Consider the following 15,632-nt stretch of genomic DNA (forward strand, 5'->3'; position numbering starts at 1 on the left):
ATATGCCGCCTCAAAACATCTGAGGCGGCATATTTCTTTGATCTTCATGCTGCTTCATCAGCAGCGCGAGACATGCGGACAGCACTCTTGCAAATACTGTGCTCCACCAGATCATGATCTGCCCTCCCAGCAGCGGCGGAAGAATCAGCATCAGTACAAGCATCAGCGCCGGCTCCATAAACGTCAGCACATAAGACATTCCCGTCTTTTCCGTTGCATAAAAATAAGCCGTGGTAATCCGGCTGACCGCCACAAACGGGACCGAAACAAGAAAGACCGGCATAATCTTCGCAATCTCCTGGTTTACTTCCCGGGAAGATCCAAACATATTTCCAACACTCCCCCTGACAGCAAACATGACCACACAGCCTGCCAGCGCCAGCAGCATGGCAAATCCGTAGGCGTATCTCCGCATCTTTTTCATCTTTTCCCTGTTTCCTTCTCCATAATAACGGCTGAACAATGGCTGGCTTCCGTCACCGACTCCCTGTAAAATCAGATAAATAATACAGATGATATAGGCGATACAGGCATACACTGCCACTGCTTCGTCCCCGCCATAATGGATGGAAAACCGGTTTATGATGATCAGAGAAATATTCGGCGTCATGGAAAGTCCGAACGGGGCAATCCCGATTTTCACTATGGCTGCGGCTGCAGACCCTGCACCTGAACGGGATATTTTTACCGTAAGCTTCTTCTTCCGGATCAGGTAGATCAACGCAATCAGCATCGTCACTCCCTGACTTATGACGGTCGCAAGCGCCGCCCCTGTGATGCCTCCATTCCAAACCCATACAAGAAGATAATCCAGTACAATATTGCTTCCGAATCCTGCAATCATGGAAATCATCGCATAGAACGGTCCTCCATGATTTCGGATAAACGGTACCAGCCCCGTACCAAGCACCTGAAAAGCCGCTCCCAGTGCAATGACAGAAATATAGTCCTCACCAAGTCTTAACAGTTCCCCCTGCGCACCCAGAAGCCTGAGAAGCGGCGTTGTCAGCAGAAATGTCAGGGCCGTCAGAAGGATACTTCCCAGAATCAGCATCCAAAGCGCACAGGCACTGAACTCACGCGCACGTTTTTCTTTCTTTTCCGCCATATAGATCGAATAATACACCGCACCGCCCATGCCGATCCCTGTTCCGGACGCCTGAATAACTGCCACGATCGGATAGGCCACATTAATGGCCGAAAGTCCCATATCACCGATACTGTTCCCGACAAAAAAGCCGTCCACGATAGAATAGACGCCGGACAGGGCAAAGGACAGTACCGCCGGAATGACATACTTGAGAAAAACTCTTCTATCGCTCATGTTTCCTGTCCTCCTTCAACTTCCTTTCAAACATGAGATTAAACAGCTCCATCGTCTCACTGATCTGCCGGATCCGTTCTATCCCGATTTTACGGTAAATCTCCTCCTCCGTATGAAGGAGCGGATCGATTTTCTCCCCGGCGTACCGTCTGCCGCTCTCTGTCAGATCCACCCATTTCTCTCTTCGATCCATCTCACTGGCTGTCAGCATCACCAGCTCCCTCTCTTTCAGATCATGGATCACAGTATTCACCGTCTGCTTCTGCAGCCCAAAATCCTCCCGGATCTGCTTCTGAGTCAGACGTCCCATGGTGTACAGGGAATACAGGACAATCATTTCCGGATAACCGATCCCCTCTCTGGCCGCCCACTGTACATAGAGCCCGTTCCCCTTTGCCCAGGCTGCGTAATACTGCGCATTGACATTCATAGCATTCCCTCCGTTCAAAATATTTATTTTTAATCATTCGTTTTTTATACCATAATAGTATGTCCACAGACTATTATAAGAGTAAAAAAAGAGGATGTCAAGAAACAATATCACATCTCACTTCCTGTCCTCAATCTTTGTCCTATGTGTGCGTGGTAAGGTGATTTTACATCCGAACTGGTGAATCCGAAGTACTCATCATATCGGGGATCTGAAATCGTGTGTACCTTCAAATTGTTCAGTCCGGTAAAAATACTCTCTTTTGAAATACGCATCCTGATAGGATTTGTTTCCTACGCACTACAGGGGATGCTCCCCGGTTCTCCGTGAACCGTCCGGATGACATCCCCTGTTTTCTTTGTATTTTATCTTCTGTTATTTCCCGCTGACTTCCGGCGGAATTCCTACAGCATTCGGATTTTCCTTCACTTCCACATGAACATATTCCGGCTGTTCCCAGAGAACCACGCTGCCTTTCTCCATAGACTTCTTCACATCGATCAGGCGCTGGTTTGCGGAACCCCGGAACAAAAGATTGACCTGTTTTAACTCCTCCACAAATCTTCCATCCACAAGGACATCAATATACCGGAGCATTTCTTTTGTCTCTTCCCATTTCGGGAGCATGTCCGCAAGAATCTCTTTGTCAAAGACATACCCGGAATAGCACCAGATGGAGATCCCCGGGAACTTTTCTCTGACCCGTTTTAAAAACGGTGCCAGAACCTTCTGATTTTCGTGCTCAAAAGGTTCCCCTCCAAGAAGGGTAAATCCGTGATAATAACTTTTTTCCAGCTCTTTCAAAATTTCGTCTTCTGTTTCTCCGGTAAAGGGATTTCCATAATGGAAATCCCACGCCTCCTCATTAAAGCAGCCTTTACACCGGTGCGTGCATCCGCTGACAAAAAGGGATACTCTTACACCGGGTCCGTTTGCCACATCCCATTTTTTTATATCTGCATAATACATACCGTAAATACTCCTTTACCGCCTGATTCTTACAGATGCATTACCCTGCTTTTAATCTCTTTTGTCTTTCCCGGATTCCAGAAATTTTCTCCCAGATATCCGCAGGTCCTTCTTGTGACATTCATCTTTGACTGATCTTTATTGTGGCAGACCGGACATTCCCACTCATAATCATCATTGATCATGATTTCTCCATCGTATCCGCATTCCTGACAGTAGTCAGACTTCGTATTAAACTCTGCATACTGGATGTTGTCATAGATAAACTTCACAACTTCCGCCACCGCTTCCAGATTATTATTCAGGTTCGGAATCTCTACATAAGAAATACATCCTCCGGTGCTGATTGTCTGGAACTGGCTTTCAAATGTAAATTTGTCGAACGCATCGATCTTTTCACGTACATCCACATGATAGGAGTTAGTATAGTATCCTTTGTCGGTCACATCTGTGATACTTCCGAATTTTTTCTTGTCAATCTCGGCAAAACGGTAGCACAGACTCTCTGCCGGTGTTCCGTAAAGTCCGAATCCAAGTCCTGTTGTCTCTTTCCATGTATCGGTCGCGTTACGGAGCCTCTTCATCACCTTCAGAGCAAACTTCTGTCCTTCTTCTGTCGTCTGGCTTTCTCCTGTCACCAGTTTGGTCACTTCATAAAGTCCGATATATCCAAGGCTTAATGTAGAGTATCCTCCATGCAGATATTTGTCGATCTTTTCGCCTTTTTCCAGACGGGCGATCGCTCCGTACTGCCAGTGTACCGGGCTGACATCGGAACTTGTTCCTTCCAGCGCTTTATGACGGCACATCAGAGCCTCAAAGCAAAGGGAAAGCCTTTCATCGAGAATCTGCCAGAACTTCTCCTGGTCTCCTTCGGCCAGAATTCCGATCTGAGGAAGGTTAAGGCTGACAACGCCCTGATTGAAGCGTCCTTCCCATTTGTAATTTCCGTTCTCATCTTTCCACGGTGAGAGGAAGGAGCGGCATCCCATCGGTGAGAATACATTTCCTTCGTAGTTTTCTTTCATCTTCTTCGCGGAAATATAGTCCGGATACATTCTCTTGGCAGAGCATTTCACTGCCAGTCTTGTCAGATCATCGTACTCGCCGCCACTTAAATTGTTATCTTCATTCAGAACATAGACAAGCTTCGGGAATGCAGGTGTCACATAGACGCCGGATTCATTTTTGATTCCCTCGATTCTCTGGCGCAGAATCTCCTGGATAATCATGGCATTTTCCTTTGCGTACGGATGGGACTTATCCGGGTTCAGGAACAAGGTCACGAACGGAGACTGTCCGTTTGTTGTCATCAATGTATTGATCTGATACTGGATCGTCTGTACACCGGATCTCAGCTCATCCTGAAGTCTGTCGTTGGCCAGCTGTTCCATCATCTCTTCGGAAATGATGCCTGTATATTTTTCTCTGTATTTTCTCATATATTTTTCATAGCTTCTGTGCAGATATTTTCCAAGATGACGGATATCGACAGACTGTCCGCCATACTGGCTGCTCGCAACAGACGCGATAATCTGCGTCATAACAGTACATGCGACATGGAAGCTTTTTGGAGACTCAATCAGTTTGCCGTTCATAACTGTGCCATTGTCCAGCATATCGCCGATATTGACCAGACAGCAGTTGAAAATCGGCTGAAGGAAGTAATCCATATCATGGAAATGGATCACACCGTCCTCATGAGCCTTTACAATCTTCTCCGGAAGAAGCACCCTCTTTGTCAGGTCCTTGGACACTTCTCCTGCAATATAATCTCTCTGGGTGGATGCCAGAGTGGAATTCTTGTTTGAATTCTCTGTCTTTAATTCAGAATTCTCTCCGCGAATCAGCCGGAGGATGGAATCGTCCGTTGTATTGGACTTTCTCACCATCGCTCTTGTGTAGCGGTAAATGATATATTTCTTGGCCAGATGATATTTTTCCTCTTCCATCAGCTTCTGCTCAATGATATCCTGGATGTCCTCCACAGCCATACTCTCCAGCTTTCTGTTTTCGATGGACGCAACAATGTCGTAAATTTTTTCTTCGGAAATCCGGTCCTCTTTCTCCACCTCATTATTCGCTTTCTGTATTGCATGGACGATTTTGTTTCTGTCGTACTCAGCTTCCCGTCCGTCTCTTTTTATCACTTTCATATCTTATACCTCGCTGTATCAGTAAATTTCTCAAAGCTGCCTTTTTCATCTTTTCAGCAACAATCCACATTATAGCAGAGTGCATCCGTTTTTTCTACCATATCTTGTGATTTTTCTATTATTCCACTATATATGGTATTTCATACAATTTTCTAACTATTTCTTTTTCCCTGTAAAATCAAGGTCTGCGGCCCCTTTGAAGGTTGCAATTTCCATGGAAAAATTATATAATTTCTGTATCACAGACACGAAACATCATAGAGAAATAGAGGTAATGCGTATGAAAAAGAAAGTGGTTGTAGCATTGGGACACCGGGCACTGGGAACGACTCTGCCGGAGCAGCAGGTTGCGGTCAAGCAAACGGCAAAGTCCGTCGCGGATCTTGTACAGGACGGCTATCAGGTTGTCATCACACACAGCAATGCCCCTCAGCTTGGCATGATCCACACTGCCATGAACGAATTCGGCAAGAATCATCCGGACTATACACCGGCCCCGATGTCAGTCTGCTCTGCAATGACACAGGGATATATCGGTTTTGACCTTCAAAATGCCATCCGCGAGGAGCTTCTGACACGTGGAATCTACCGCACGGTCAGCACAGTACTGACCCAGGTAACGGTAGACCCGTACGATGAGGCGTTCTATACTCCTACCAAGGTACTCGGACGTTACATGTCCGCGGAAGATGCCGCCATTGAGCGTAAAAAAGGCAATTACGTTGTGGAGGAGCCCGGAAAAGGTTTCCGCCGTGTCGTATCTGCCCCGAATCCGGTAAAGATTGTAGAGATGGATGCGATCCGCACCCTCTCCGACGCAGATCAGGTAGTTATTGCCTGCGGCGGCGGCGGTATTCCGGTTCTGGAACAGGATCATCATCTGAAAGGTGCAAGCGCCGTAATTGAGAAGGACCTGACTGCCGGAAAGCTTGCGGAAGAACTCGGTGCCGATGCTCTGATCATTCTGACGAGCGTGGAAAAGGTATTTATCAACCGGGGAACTGACCAGGAAAAACAGCTTGGAGAAATTACGGTTTCCCAGGCAAAACAGTATATGGAAGAGGGACATTTCGGCATCTACAATATGCTTCCGAAATTCCGTGCTTCTGTCTCTTTCATCGAGAAGGGAGAAGGACGCCGTGCCTTTATCACCTGCCAGGAATCTCTCCGCGATGCTCTGAAAGGCCGCACCGGAACCGTGATCTGTCAGGATTAGAAAATTCATCACGTAATCACGGACAGTTTTGTCCGTAAACTGCAACAAGCCGGAAGGAATGCATTCTCTGCATTGCCCGTCCGGCTTGTACTATTTCGTTTTATTCTGTTTTTCTTCCGCTTCCCTGGCCAGGCGGATGATCCGTTCATCCAGATGATGTTCCGTAATATACCGGTACACACTCTTTGGAACCAGATGTGCCCATGGCTTTCCTTCAATAATAAGATGCCTCACTTCCGTTCCGGTCGTTCCTTTTTCTTCAAGCGGGCGGTTCCATAGAACTTCCACCTGAAGTCCCAGTCCGGTCAGTGTCCGGTACTTGTCCTCGCCCCATCCGTCGCAGATACTCATATAGTACACTGCATCTTTCGGCGCATACTGGAAAATCAGCTCCGGCGTATTGATCGGAAACGGAACAATCTCAAACTCTTCCCGCGGAACGTGAAACTCCAGCATTGCCTCACGAATCATTTCGTACCGTTCAAAATACGTAAACGGATTATTCTCCGGTCTGGAACGGTTTGTATCATGAATATTGGTTCTGATAAAACCTGCATCCGGATTGGATATTCCGATAATCAGTCTGTCGCACTGCTTTTTTGCCGCAAGCAGATACTCCATATGTTTCAGATGCAGGCATTGAAACCTGCCGTGGATTACTCCTGTTTTCTCTGCCATCTTTCAAACTTCCTTTACGCTCATTTCACATCTTTTTTACTATATCACAGCTTTCCGAAAAGTAAAGCCTTTAGTTTGCTTTTTCGTTGATCCAGTCTGTAATCTGACACAGTCCTTCGTCATCTGCGGAAAACACTTTTCTTTCGATCTCTTCTTCCGGCGTCACATCATAACAGTACGGCTCCTTCCATACCGCCGCCTCCAGTGTATCGTCCTTTTTGTTCCAGGCGATCCGGAATCGAAGATCCGGTTTGGTACTTCCGTAATACACAGCTTTTTTATAATATGCGATTCCATACAAATCTTCCCGTTTTACCATGTTCTTTTCTCCCTTTTTATGATAGAATATTTTCATGCCAATCATTGATCCTGTCAATTATGACAGAATAACGAAACGGAGGAAAAGCATCAATGAAATCTCCGAAATATTTTGATCTTTTTCTGCACACCTTGTTTTACAGCCTGATCACGGTGGCGGCAGCACAGTTTTACATCAATATTTTTTCTCCTGAATTCAGCGTTTCACTGGGAATCGTCTTTCTGGCATCCTTTGCCATGCTTGCCCCGGATTTTCCGGTTCTCCCGGTGTCTGCTCTTTCAGGCGTCCTTGTACTGTTTTCACGGGCTTTTCTGGGCAGCTTCAGGGAATCATCTTTCAATATTTCCTTTTCTTTGGCAGTCCCGGAACTGTTTTTTTATCTTTTTTATGGTGTCTTTCTGACTGTCTATATCGTGAAAATCCGAAAATCCTCGGTCCTGATGGACACCGCCGCTTTGCTTTTCTGTGACTATGCGGCAAATTTCGGGGAACTGATGCTACGTCTTAATATTAATGCATTTTCCCTTTCTTCGCAATCCGGAATCTTGATGACCGCTATGTTCCGGACTGCTTTGATTCTGATTTTCATGACGGTGTTCCGCAGATACCATTTGGTACTTCTGAAAAAGGAGCAGCAGGACTACTACCGGAATCTTTCTCTGTTGACAGCCCGCCTTCAGGAGGAAGTCATCTGGATGGAGAAAAACACCTCCCTGGTAGAGTCGACCATGCATTCTGCATATCAGCTCTTTGAGCGTCTTCGTTCGGATTCAAGTACAAAGGATGCAGCCAAAGACGCCCTGATTATCGCGAATGATATTCATGAAATCAAGAAAGAATACTATCTGATCCTGCGTGGACTTTCCGATGCGCTGCAGACAGAAGATGGCCCTCTCCGCCTGGAATTCGGTGAACTGTTTTCCCTTCTGCGCAGCCCGGTTGAGCAGATTGCCTCAGCCGCTCACAAGACGCTTTCTTTTGAAGTGAAAGGGCGCTCCTCATTCCGCACCGGACATGTGTACGAATTGCTTTCTGTTTTTCGGAATCTTTTTACAAATGCGGTAGAAGCTTCGAAAAATGATCAGGTTTTTATTCAGGTTACACTAGAAGAAACAGCAGACGAAATTCTCTGTACGGTCACAGACCATGGACAGGGAATCCCCCCGGATGCGCTCTCACAGATCTTTGACGCGGGGTTTTCCACAAAAATCAACTATGAGACCGGGGAAATCAGCCGCGGACTGGGCCTCAATATCGTAAAAGGGATTGTGGAAGAAAATCTTGGCGGACGCATCCATGCAGACTCTCGTCCGGGGAATACCTGTTTTTCCATCCGTCTGCCAAAAGAAACACTGGAGGGTTAAAAATGAACTTTTATTTTGTAGATGATGATAAGAATGTACGAAACATACTGAAAATTCTTGTGACTGACAGACAGCTCGGCAAATGCTGCGGTTCATCCGGCAACGGCTACGACGCTCTGGAAGATGTGGAAGCCCTTCATCCTGATATCATCCTTGTCGACCTTCTCATGCCGGATATGGACGGAATCAGTTTTGTGGAAAAAGTAAGAGATATCTCTCCTGATTCTGTCTGCATCATGATTTCCCAGGTCGCTTCAAAGGATCTCATAGCCAAAGCCTATGAGGCAGGCGTGGAATTTTTCATCCAGAAACCAATCAACGCCATCGAGGTCGAAGCTGTAATCCGTAATGTCATCAAAAGCCTTTCCATGCACCGCAAAATCGGAAAGGTTCAGACTCTCTTTGAGGCGGAATTTTCCACCCGGGGAAAAACGTCAGACTCCTCTTCACAGTCTGAAAGTTTTCAGGGCAGACTTACCGGTGTTCTTCAGAAACTGGGCATCATCGGCGAGCTGGGCAGCAAGGATATCATTTCATTGATCACCTTTCTGCACGATCAGGATGAGGCTCTCGAGCAGCAGACTCTTGGCAATCTTCTCTCGCGTTTCAGCGAAAATCCGAAATCTGTAGAGCAGCGAATCCGCCGGGCTGCCTCAACCGGACTGGTCAATCTTGCCCATCTGGGTCTGGAAGATTATTCGAACGATGTGTTTAACGAGTTTTCCAACACGCTTTATAATTTTGAACAGGTCAGACGTGAAATGGATTATATCCGCGGAAAATCCGACCGGCACGGCAATGTAAAAATCCGCAACTTTCTCAATGCACTGCTTTGTTACTGCGAGAACGTGTAACCGTATATCGATGATCACTCAAAAAGGATCCCGGGCTCAAAATGCCCCAGGGATCCTTTTTATCTGCTTTATTCTGCTGCCGGTTCGATAGTCAGATTCTGCCTTGCTTCTGCTTTTTTCTCATAACTCTTCTTGAAAACCTGGCTTCCTACATATCCTGCCAAAGATCCGCCAATCGCTGCGAAGATTACTGCCAGCACGACTTTGACCGGATCATTAAACGCGAACGGTGCCAGAAGTCCCGGAATCGGGGATGCGGTACCCGGCGCGTTATTGATAATATGGAATACTGCTGCGGATACACCTGCAAGTCCTCCTCCGAAGAAGTTGGAACAATAAATCGGAATCGGATTTGCCGTAATGATCGGTGCCTGCGTCAGAGGTTCCATCATAACCGCAATGATATTACTCTTATCACCAAGCTTCAGACGTTTGAATACAATACCGTTTGTGAATGATCCGCCCACACATGCGATTGCCGCGATACCCATCGCAAGTCCGTCCAGTCCGATCATGGCTGTCAGTGCCATGGAACTGAGCGGTGATGTACAGATCATCTTCATGATTCCTCCAAGGAGGAATCCCATAACAAGCGGAGACTGCTCTGCCGCCGCCGTAATAGTACCACCGATTCTTGCAAGCGTCATATTAACAAGCGGGTCTGCCGCTGTAGCTACGAGCAGGGAGATCGGTGCTACGATCAGTGCTCCTGCTATGACATCGACACCTTCCGGAAGATATTTTTCAATCAACTGAGAAAGCAGCCCTACTACATAGCCCGCAATAAATCCCGGAAGGATACCGAACTGTCCCAGAACGACACCGGCTGCAATTGCCAGTACCGGATTGGTCCCCATGCTGAGCGGTACCGCAATCGCTGCTGCCACACCGCCGAATCCGCCTGCATTTTCCCCAACTGATTTGAAAAAGGAGATACCAAAGAGATCCCCTGAAATGTACTTATGAATGGCCTCCACAAGGAACGTTGCTACTGCTGCATTTGCCATACCGCTCATGGCCAAAGACCCTTTCGGCATTTTCATGCTGAAGAGAGAGAAGATTGCCAGTGTAAGCAAAAGCATCCCAACTCCTGATAAGATTGTCATCATAATGTTTTCCTCCTTTACATGCCGTCTTATAGATGTTTTTCCTCTTTTTTTATCTGTCATAAATATAACCTATAAGTTTCAAAATCCTACAGCAGGTATCAAAATGGATAATATTTTTTTCTTATCAAGGAGTTTTTTGTCTACTATATATAAAATATTTGTTAAAAAACTGTCTATAATCACGAAACTCTTGTTTCCGGGATGCTGTCCCTGATACATAAGGCTCCATATCCAAGCTGATTATTCGGCCACGAATCATATCCCGGAAGTTCTCTGGCTCCTCTTCTCAGAAACGCCTTTGCCTTCTCCCCATATAAAAACAGATCATTTTTTTCTGTAATTCCCCACTCCATCAAAAGCGCGGCTCCGCCTGATGCAAACGGAGCCGCAAAGGATGTTCCGGTAAAAGATGCATACCCTTCCTCTCCCTGTACAGAAACGACATTGACTCCCGGCGCGGCAAGATCCGGTTTCTGATTATTCTGGCTTTTTCGGCCCCGTCCTGAAAAACCAGCGTAGGACATGGTGTCCGCATCATATGCTGCCACTGTCAGTACTCTGGATGCTGTCGAAGGGATCGTGAGCGTAAGCTCTTCGGTCGGGTAAAAAAAGGCCGTCCCTTCATTCAGCGTGTAGCTGGCAGGAAGCCACATTTCAAACCGCCCTGTGACAATCTGCTCCGGCACGAGAATAATATTCCATTCTCCACTGTTTACATAATCATCCACCGGCAGGAATTCCAGAAAAATCTCGTTCAGACCGCTGTAGGGGCTCGGCTCCCCGTAATACAGCAGAATCTCCGTTTTTCCGGTCAGAAAACGCTGGGTACCCATCACTTCCCGAATCGGACCGACTCGTTCTCCTGACGGCGTCTTAATCGTCACGCCGATCACATCCGTGTAATCCGTCCAGATCTGAAGACTGAATGCTCCCTGACGTTCCTGTACTCCAAGCGGTACACTTGTTTCTTCTCCTTCTCTTACAAATCCGGATGTATGTCCGGCCTCTGCCCCTTCATTTCCTGTTCCCACACTGATTAAAGTCCTGCCGATCTGCGCAGCCGCATCCAGAAAACGCTCCGGCAGTGATGTTCCGTTATGAGCGCCATATGTATTCCCAAAGCTAATGTTGACCGATACCGGCATTTGAAGCATTTCCGCCTTTTGTACAATATAGTCTACTGCCTGCATCAGCTCCGCTGTCCGCGGAAATCCCACACCTCCCGGATTCCCCAGTTTGACAATGATTAATTCCGCGTCGGGAGCCGTTCCCCGGTAACGTCCGCCGCTGTTTCTTCCATTTCCTGCGGCCACACCGGCAACGGCAGTCCCGTGACCGGAGATATCAACACTTGGCACCTTCTGCAGACGCATCGTCCTGTTCGGCTGCTGCAGAGCCTCATTGATCTGCTCTGCCGAGAATTCCGAACCAATCCGGTACCCTTCCGGCGGTGTCCCTTCCACGGTCTGATCCCAGAGGAAACGGATTCTCGTCGCGCCATCTTCCTGTCTGAAGTCTGCATTTGCATATTCGATCCCGGAATCAATCACTCCGATCAAAACCCCTTTTCCTGTCAGACGAAAACGGGGTGTCTGCACCGCATCGATGCAGGACACCCTTCTTCCGTCTGCCACTTCAAAGAAAAGTCTTTTTGGTTTTTCAATATAGATTACTTCTTCCAGCGAAGCAAGCTTCTCAATATTTTCCTCCCGTATCCGCACAATAGCAAAATTTTTCAAAAGCGGCGTCACCGACTCCGCAGTCTCCGACACACGTTCCAGCGTACCAGAATACAGAATAATGACGTCCCACGTGTTTGTCATTTCATTATATCCCACCTGAAGATTTACAGATCGAAGCCGTTCTGTCCCGGTCGCGTCCAGTGCAAGATTTAAAAGATTTTCTATTTTCTGGCTGGTCATTCTTTCCCCTTTCCTCGTATTACCTGCATGCTGAAAATCCAAGATACGGAGCCATGCATGCCGGAATAAAATATCCCCGTTCATGTCTGCACACCGGACAGACCGGAGGGACTTTTTCTCCTTTAAAAATATGGCCGCAGTTCAGACACATCCATTCTCCCTGTCCCGAAGACTCATAATAAGTCTCCTTCTTTAACATTTCTGCAATCTTGACGAAACGCTCCCCGTGAATTTTTTCCACTTCCGCAATCTGTGAGAATGCATATGCTGCTTCCGGGAAGCCTTCCTCCTCCGCTGTCTTTGCAAAGGCCGGATACACCTCCTGATGTTCCTCCTGCTCATTATGCGCTGCCATCATCAGAAGTTCAACCAGACTTTCCGACTGATCCACCGGATATCCTCCTTCGATCCGGATGTTCTCTCCCGCTTCCGTCTTCAGAAGCTCATAAAACCGGGTCGCATGCGCTCTCTCCTGATCCGCCGTAAAAAGAAAGATCTCCTTGAGCGCGAAAAAACCTTTCCGGCACGCTTCCTCTGCCGCAATTGTATACCGGTTTCTCGCCTGGCTTTCTCCGGCAAATGCTTTCATCAGATTTTCTTTTGTTCTGCTCTGTGAAAATTCAACAGCCATGTTACTTACTGCTCCTTTCCATTCTTTTAAAGAGTAGTATGCACCATGGCCGTCTTTTTATTCGTATTTAATTAAATCCGATGATTCTTCTCATCACAGAGTATCCCATGGACGAGATCTTTCTTCCTGATCTTCCCGGAAGATTCATGGTCTGTCCTAAAATTCCATATCGAATTTTGAAATAGGTTTTATAATCTTTCCTTTTCAGATAGGTCCACAGTTCCTTTTTCTTTTTCAGATTTTCCTCTTTCTTGGACCGGATACAGATAATGGACGAAACAGTCATCATGATCGCCAGATATTTGATCATATAGCTCCGAAGCTTTTTATTCGAGATCATCTTCATCTGGTACATATCAATCATGGTCTGGTTGACATACAACTGCTGATCAATCCTCTTGATCATGTTTTTCTCATTGACAGACTGATCATCCCGCCCGATATAATAGCGATACAGATTCACATCCAGATAGTAAATCGTTCTGACATGCGGCAGCGGATAATAGACATAAATATTGTCCACATAAAACGTATGCTTCGGAAGATGCAGCTGACAAAGCTTCAAAAGTTCTGTCCTGTAAATAACTGAATGCATCAGAATATACTGATCTATCCGGAAATGCCCGAGATCACTCCATCCGAACACCTGATCCTGAGGAAGGCAGTTCCTGTAATGAATCACTTTCTTGTGGGAAGCTCCGACTTTCTCATATACATAATTGGAAATCAGCATGTCCACTTCTTCGCCGTTCTCCTCGAATCTCCGCAACGTCTCCATGATCTTCAGAAGCGCTTCTTCATCCAGCCAGTCATCGCTGTCCACTACCTTAAAATACTTTCCCTGGGCATGCAGAAGACCGCTGTTGACCGCTTCTCCATGTCCGCCGTTCTCCTGACTGACCACTCGTACGATATCCGGGTATTCCCGCTCGTACCGTCTCGCGATCTCCTCGGTTCCGTCTTTGGATCCGTCATTGACAATGATGACCTCGATGTCCTTTCCTCCCTTGAGGACAGACTCTATCGCGCGCTCCATGTAGTCCTGTGAGTTATAGCATGGTATTGCAAATGTTATATACTTCATGTTCTTCCCCCGTTCCTGCTTTTTTGCAGTTACTGCTTACAGTATAATCTTTTTTTACTGATTTTCCAAGGAAAATTTGCTTCTCTTCCATTTTTTCGTTATACTAAATTACAAAATGAGAAAAAAACTGGAGGATATGAAATATGAAACATAACATACTGGTAGGACAGTCCGGAGGGCCGACCGCTGTTATCAACGGAAGTCTCTACGGCGTCGTTAAGAGAGGGTTGGAGACACCGCAGATTGACAATATTTACGGAATGGTCAATGGAATTGAGGGGTTTTTAAATGGAAACATGATGGATATGCGTACTCTGGAAGAAAACGGCACGCTTCCTCTTTTGAAGACAACACCGGGTGCCTATCTTGGCTCCTGCCGTTACAAGCTTCCGGAAGATCTCTCCGATCCGGTTTATCCGCAGCTGTTTGCAAAATTTGCGGAATATGAGATTCAGTCCGTCTTCTATATCGGCGGAAATGATTCCATGGATACGGTCAGCAAGCTCTCCCGCTATGCAGCCAAAAATGAAAGCAGCATCCGCTTTATCGGTATTCCGAAAACCATCGACAATGATCTCGTCATGACAGACCATACACCAGGCTTTGGAAGCGCTGCAAAATATGTGGCATCCACAGTCCGTGAAATCGCTGTCGATGCATCAGTATATGACAACAAGCCTTCCGTTACGATCGTAGAGATTATGGGACGACATGCGGGATGGCTGACTGCCGCTTCTGCTCTTGCAAGAAAGTTTGAAGGAGACAATCCGGTACTGATTTACCTGCCGGAAACTGCATTTGACAAAGACCGTTTCCTTTCCCAGGTACAGGATGCCCTGAAGAAGACTACAAACCTTGTCGTTTGTATTTCCGAAGGAATTCACGATGCCGAAGGCACCTTTATCTGTGAATACGCAAGCGAAGTCGGCACCGATACCTTTGGTCACAAAATGTTGACAGGTTCCGGAAAATATCTGGAAAACCTTGTAAAAGATACACTTGGTATTAAAGTACGCTCTGTGGAACTCAATGTCTCCCAGCGCTGCTCTTCTTCCTGCCTGTCCGGCACTGATCTGGAAGAAGCAGTCTGTGCAGGTTCTTATGGAGTTGACTGTGCCATGGATGGGAAAACCGGCGTTATGATCACCTTTGAGAGACAGGCTGGGGATTCCTACGAGATGGTTCCAGGGACTGCTGATGTCAATCAGATCTGCAATGAAGAGAAAGTTGTTCCTTCCGACTGGATCACTGCAGATGGATCCGATGTTACAGAATCGTTCCTGAACTATGTCCGTCCGCTGATTCAGGGACAGGTGGAAGTGCCTCAGAAAGACGGCCTGCCACATTTCATCTATAGAAAATAAGAGAAAGTGTACAATCTGCACAACATCCGTCTTTACGTTCATATTTTATTCATTTTTTGTTTTTTAAATGTTGATTTGTAGAACACTTTTTTTTCACGAATAACAGGTATACTAAAATCATCAAAAAGAAAACAAAGCAGAACTGATAAAGACGCTGTCAAGTAAATACTTTTTGAATAAACTTTTTCATAATAAATGCCGGGGATCAGCCG

Annotated in this window: 14 protein-coding genes and 1 pseudogene; 4 read left to right on the forward strand and 11 right to left on the reverse strand. The window is 46.5% G+C overall.

From position 1 onward, the window contains the following. Nucleotides 1–10 precede the first annotated feature (10 nt). From Selli1_RS04155 to nrdD, 5 genes and pseudogenes are all read right to left on the reverse strand, one after another. On the reverse strand, nucleotides 11–1,324 hold the full coding sequence (locus Selli1_RS04155) for an MATE family efflux transporter (protein WP_087168112.1): 1,314 nt from the start codon (nucleotides 1,322–1,324) through the stop codon (nucleotides 11–13). Further along, complete coding sequence (locus Selli1_RS04160) at nucleotides 1,314–1,754, reverse strand: MarR family winged helix-turn-helix transcriptional regulator (RefSeq protein ID WP_087168113.1); 441 nt, start codon at nucleotides 1,752–1,754, stop codon at nucleotides 1,314–1,316. Before Selli1_RS04160 ends, Selli1_RS04155 begins: the two co-directional genes overlap by 11 nt. Before the next feature lie 164 nt (nucleotides 1,755–1,918). Then, nucleotides 1,919–2,029: pseudogene (locus Selli1_RS18760) on the reverse strand (AAA family ATPase); the annotation flags it as partial. A gap of 100 nt (nucleotides 2,030–2,129) precedes the next feature. Beyond that, nucleotides 2,130–2,723, reverse strand: coding sequence for an anaerobic ribonucleoside-triphosphate reductase activating protein (gene nrdG / locus Selli1_RS04170; RefSeq protein ID WP_087168114.1), 594 nt, complete (start codon nucleotides 2,721–2,723; stop codon nucleotides 2,130–2,132). A gap of 29 nt (nucleotides 2,724–2,752) precedes the next feature. Continuing rightward, complete coding sequence (gene nrdD / locus Selli1_RS04175; protein ID WP_087168115.1) at nucleotides 2,753–4,879, reverse strand: anaerobic ribonucleoside-triphosphate reductase; 2,127 nt, start codon at nucleotides 4,877–4,879, stop codon at nucleotides 2,753–2,755. Between the two features lie 280 nt (nucleotides 4,880–5,159). On the opposite strand from nrdD, the gene arcC reads away from it, so the two are divergent. After that, nucleotides 5,160–6,095 (forward strand): carbamate kinase, encoded by a 936-nt coding sequence (gene arcC, locus Selli1_RS04180; protein WP_281872384.1) that lies wholly within the window; start codon nucleotides 5,160–5,162, stop codon nucleotides 6,093–6,095. 90 nt (nucleotides 6,096–6,185) lie between these two features. Here the strand turns inward: arcC and Selli1_RS04185 are convergent, their stop codons facing one another. Together Selli1_RS04185 and Selli1_RS04190 are read right to left on the reverse strand one after the other, a co-directional pair. Beyond that, nucleotides 6,186–6,773 carry an adenylyltransferase/cytidyltransferase family protein gene (locus Selli1_RS04185; protein ID WP_087168117.1) on the reverse strand — a complete coding sequence of 196 codons (588 nt, stop codon included), beginning with the start codon at nucleotides 6,771–6,773 and terminating at the stop codon, nucleotides 6,186–6,188. Nucleotides 6,774–6,843: 70 nt separating this feature from the next. Further along, entirely contained in the window at nucleotides 6,844–7,092 is a 249-nt protein-coding gene (locus Selli1_RS04190) for a hypothetical protein (RefSeq protein ID WP_087168118.1), read from the reverse strand. A gap of 92 nt (nucleotides 7,093–7,184) precedes the next feature. Between Selli1_RS04190 and Selli1_RS04195 the strand changes: the two genes are divergently transcribed. After that, the gene (locus tag Selli1_RS04195) at nucleotides 7,185–8,456 is read left to right on the forward strand and encodes a sensor histidine kinase (protein ID WP_281872385.1); all 1,272 of its coding nucleotides are present in this window, start codon (nucleotides 7,185–7,187) and stop codon (nucleotides 8,454–8,456) included. 2 nt (nucleotides 8,457–8,458) lie between these two features. Further along, nucleotides 8,459–9,310 (forward strand): response regulator, encoded by an 852-nt coding sequence (locus Selli1_RS04200; protein ID WP_281872386.1) that lies wholly within the window; start codon nucleotides 8,459–8,461, stop codon nucleotides 9,308–9,310. A gap of 68 nt (nucleotides 9,311–9,378) precedes the next feature. Here the strand turns inward: Selli1_RS04200 and Selli1_RS04205 are convergent, their stop codons facing one another. The 4 genes from Selli1_RS04205 to Selli1_RS04220 all read right to left on the reverse strand — a co-directional run bounded on the left by Selli1_RS04205 (nucleotide 9,379) and on the right by Selli1_RS04220 (nucleotide 14,056). Continuing rightward, nucleotides 9,379–10,416 carry a PTS sugar transporter subunit IIC gene (locus Selli1_RS04205; protein WP_281844716.1) on the reverse strand — a complete coding sequence of 346 codons (1,038 nt, stop codon included), beginning with the start codon at nucleotides 10,414–10,416 and terminating at the stop codon, nucleotides 9,379–9,381. 182 nt (nucleotides 10,417–10,598) lie between these two features. Further along, nucleotides 10,599–12,341, reverse strand: coding sequence for a S8 family peptidase (locus Selli1_RS04210; RefSeq protein ID WP_281844656.1), 1,743 nt, complete (start codon nucleotides 12,339–12,341; stop codon nucleotides 10,599–10,601). Nucleotides 12,342–12,360: 19 nt separating this feature from the next. Beyond that, nucleotides 12,361–12,972, reverse strand: coding sequence for a rubrerythrin (rbr, locus tag Selli1_RS04215; protein WP_281872387.1), 612 nt, complete (start codon nucleotides 12,970–12,972; stop codon nucleotides 12,361–12,363). Between the two features lie 67 nt (nucleotides 12,973–13,039). Then, nucleotides 13,040–14,056 (reverse strand): glycosyltransferase family 2 protein, encoded by a 1,017-nt coding sequence (locus tag Selli1_RS04220; RefSeq protein WP_087168123.1) that lies wholly within the window; start codon nucleotides 14,054–14,056, stop codon nucleotides 13,040–13,042. Between the two features lie 143 nt (nucleotides 14,057–14,199). Between Selli1_RS04220 and Selli1_RS04225 the strand changes: the two genes are divergently transcribed. After that, entirely contained in the window at nucleotides 14,200–15,420 is a 1,221-nt protein-coding gene (locus tag Selli1_RS04225; protein ID WP_087168129.1) for a 6-phosphofructokinase, read from the forward strand. Nucleotides 15,421–15,632: the final 212 nt, after the last annotated feature.

Origin of the sequence: Sellimonas catena (assembly GCF_027924685.1) — a bacterium.
Taxonomy (GTDB): Bacteria; Bacillota; Clostridia; order Lachnospirales; family Lachnospiraceae; genus Sellimonas; species Sellimonas catena.

Bases quoted from the DNA above. Each gene is read 5' to 3' on its own strand.
- Selli1_RS04155 (WP_087168112.1), bottom strand. From the start codon at position 1,324: ATGAGCGATAGAAGAGTTTTTCTCAAGTATGTCATTCCGGCGGTACTG.
- Selli1_RS04160 (WP_087168113.1), bottom strand. From the start codon at position 1,754: ATGAATGTCAATGCGCAGTATTACGCAGCCTGGGCAAAGGGGAACGGG.
- nrdG (WP_087168114.1), bottom strand. From the start codon at position 2,723: ATGTATTATGCAGATATAAAAAAATGGGATGTGGCAAACGGACCCGGT.
- nrdD (WP_087168115.1), bottom strand. From the start codon at position 4,879: ATGAAAGTGATAAAAAGAGACGGACGGGAAGCTGAGTACGACAGAAAC.
- arcC (WP_281872384.1), top strand. From the start codon at position 5,160: ATGAAAAAGAAAGTGGTTGTAGCATTGGGACACCGGGCACTGGGAACG.
- Selli1_RS04185 (WP_087168117.1), bottom strand. From the start codon at position 6,773: ATGGCAGAGAAAACAGGAGTAATCCACGGCAGGTTTCAATGCCTGCAT.
- Selli1_RS04190 (WP_087168118.1), bottom strand. From the start codon at position 7,092: ATGGTAAAACGGGAAGATTTGTATGGAATCGCATATTATAAAAAAGCT.
- Selli1_RS04195 (WP_281872385.1), top strand. From the start codon at position 7,185: ATGAAATCTCCGAAATATTTTGATCTTTTTCTGCACACCTTGTTTTAC.
- Selli1_RS04200 (WP_281872386.1), top strand. From the start codon at position 8,459: ATGAACTTTTATTTTGTAGATGATGATAAGAATGTACGAAACATACTG.
- Selli1_RS04205 (WP_281844716.1), bottom strand. From the start codon at position 10,416: ATGACAATCTTATCAGGAGTTGGGATGCTTTTGCTTACACTGGCAATC.
- Selli1_RS04210 (WP_281844656.1), bottom strand. From the start codon at position 12,341: ATGACCAGCCAGAAAATAGAAAATCTTTTAAATCTTGCACTGGACGCG.
- rbr (WP_281872387.1), bottom strand. From the start codon at position 12,972: ATGGCTGTTGAATTTTCACAGAGCAGAACAAAAGAAAATCTGATGAAA.
- Selli1_RS04220 (WP_087168123.1), bottom strand. From the start codon at position 14,056: ATGAAGTATATAACATTTGCAATACCATGCTATAACTCACAGGACTAC.
- Selli1_RS04225 (WP_087168129.1), top strand. From the start codon at position 14,200: ATGAAACATAACATACTGGTAGGACAGTCCGGAGGGCCGACCGCTGTT.